Source organism: Chryseobacterium salviniae, assembly GCF_035819015.1.
GTDB lineage: Bacteria > Bacteroidota > Bacteroidia > Flavobacteriales > Weeksellaceae > Chryseobacterium > Chryseobacterium salviniae.
This window is the reverse complement of the sequence record NZ_JAYLAA010000083.1, coordinates 1-2,120: the sequence shown is the minus strand read 5'-3', so window position 1 is coordinate 2,120 and position 2,120 is coordinate 1. Positions and strand designations below refer to the sequence as shown.

Genomic DNA, 2,120 nt, shown 5'->3' with positions numbered 1-2,120 from the left:
CTATTATTCAGTAATTCTACAAATATTGTTTCATCGTGTAACTGCAAAGTCTCATTTATATCATTGTTCGGCACTTCGACTACGCTCAGTGTGACAGATTTACATTCTTGTTTCAACAGTTCTGCATATTTCTTTACTGCTCCTTTTCCTGCTTTATCCTGGTCAAAACAGAAAATAATTTCTTCAAGTTCCGGAAGTTCTTTTATTGTGTTTAAAATCTCTTCATTCAATCCATTAGTTCCAAAACAGCTTATGAGACTGTAATTGTCTCTGATTTCTTTTATCTGAAGTAAACTCGCACAATCGATGATTGCTTCTGTAAGAATGAGTTTTTTAGTATCTGATTTTGGATAGTTTGGATAGATTCCGGAACGATTTTTCAGATAATAATGCTTGGCTTTATCATCGTTTAAAATACTTCTAAAGTATAATCCTGTAACTTCATTCTTCTGATTTCTCAGCGCAAAACAGATACACCATTTCGCAAAAGGACTATACCCTTTTTCTCCGGTTCTGCTGTTGATTTGTCCTTTATCCTGCAACAGTCCAACTTCTAAAGCCTGTCTCAATAGTTCTTCCGTTTTCCTTTCCCCGTGATGGAACTGACCAGAGTTATAGCCGATTTCTAAAATGCTATTATCCAGATTTCTCTTTTCCAAATATTTCTTTGCAGGCTTGCTGTTGCTTATCGCATTCCTAAAATATTGGAACATATTATTAAGGAACTTTTCTTTACTTATCTCTTGGTTTCCGGAACCTGGATTTAAAATCTCTTCAGCTTTTTTTATCGCTTCGTGCTTTGATAAATTTTCTTTGTGCATTATAAAATCGATCACATCCATACTTTTACCGTGCGTTTTGCAGTTGGAAGAAAAACAGTAAGCTGTCTGCGTTTTGTAATAGATCTGCATTGATGGCGTTTTATCTTCGTGGAACGGACAGCACATTGTATTGTTCTTATCAGGTTTTAAACCGTAATAATGCAGAACCGTTGAGATAGATAACTGGCTTTTGATTGCGGAGATTTCCATAGAATAAAAAAGTTTAAAATATTTTTTGACAACTATTTCGGTGCTAAGATACCATTTTAGTTTTATTTTGCAAGCTTTTTAAGTTTTGAAGAACCGATTTTGTTTTCATATATTTACATTTCAATAGTAAACAAGGTTTTTTAAACCTATAAAGTTTCTTTATTATGGATTTCGGAAGTATAGTTTCAGAACTTAGAAAACAAAAAGGGATTTCCCAAACCGACTTGGCAAGTCAATTGGGGATTCATAAAAACGTGTTGGGAAGATACGAGAGGAACGAAGTTTATCCCTCGATAGATATTGCTCGCAAGATTGCAGATATTTTGGACGTGTCTTTGGATTACCTTACCGGAAAAGAAGATGTGCAGATTGATAAAAATACAAGTAGCCGTATTTTGGAGGTCTCAAAATTTGAACCTGAAGACCGCAATCATATCTTTTCAGTCATTGACGCTTTTATCGCTAAAAGAAAAATTCAAAGCATTTTATAAAATACAAAACCCACCGCAATTGCAGTGGGTTTTTATTTATCTACTCAAAGTCAGGAGACTTTGCGCAGCGGGGAATCAGTTATTTTTTTCTTTCCTTAATATTTTTATATAAACTAAAAAAATAAGTGCATATATGACAATATTTAATAATAGGTTTATGAAATTGTTTCCGTTTAATTTAACACAGTCACTTGAATAAAATTCATAGTAAAACCTTGGAAAACCAATTGAAAAAGAATTATTAAAAGGTTCCTCTCCAAAAAATTTCTGATAAAAAATAGTGGAAAACAAATAGACACAAAAACCAATAACCCAATTTGCTATATTTTTCATACAATAATTATTTTGAAGGAACGGTTGCATTTCTATAATATTCAATTGGTTTTAAATATCTCCTACCACCCACAGTTTCAGTATACCCTCTTCGATAAACTGTTAATGGATCAACTTTTCCATCTGTTTGTGATCTCATATAAACATTTGAATTTGGAATTATAAAGTTTATTACTGTTCCATCAAATGCTCCTGATATAGACTCAGATCCTCCTGCTCTTCCTCCTACTCCAGCTGTATAATAAACATTGCTAATTCTCATAAA

General features: G+C 32.9%; 3 protein-coding genes. 1 reads left to right on the top strand and 2 read right to left on the bottom strand.

From position 1 onward, the window contains the following. Positions 1–1,031 (bottom strand): CHC2 zinc finger domain-containing protein (locus SOP96_RS19885; RefSeq protein WP_326322600.1); only part of this gene is annotated, 1,031 nt, incomplete at its 3' end. 164 nt (positions 1,032–1,195) lie between these two features. On the opposite strand from SOP96_RS19885, the gene SOP96_RS19880 reads away from it, so the two are divergent. Continuing rightward, on the top strand, positions 1,196–1,522 hold the full coding sequence (locus SOP96_RS19880; protein ID WP_268053395.1) for a helix-turn-helix domain-containing protein: 327 nt from the start codon (positions 1,196–1,198) through the stop codon (positions 1,520–1,522). A 340-nt stretch (positions 1,523–1,862) separates the two neighbouring features. On the opposite strand, the gene SOP96_RS19875 is transcribed toward SOP96_RS19880, so the two are convergent. Then, positions 1,863–2,120 (bottom strand): hypothetical protein (locus SOP96_RS19875; RefSeq protein WP_326322599.1); only part of this gene is annotated, 258 nt, incomplete at its 5' end.

Bases quoted from the DNA above. Each gene is read 5' to 3' on its own strand.
- SOP96_RS19880 (WP_268053395.1), top strand. From the start codon at position 1,196: ATGGATTTCGGAAGTATAGTTTCAGAACTTAGAAAACAAAAAGGGATT.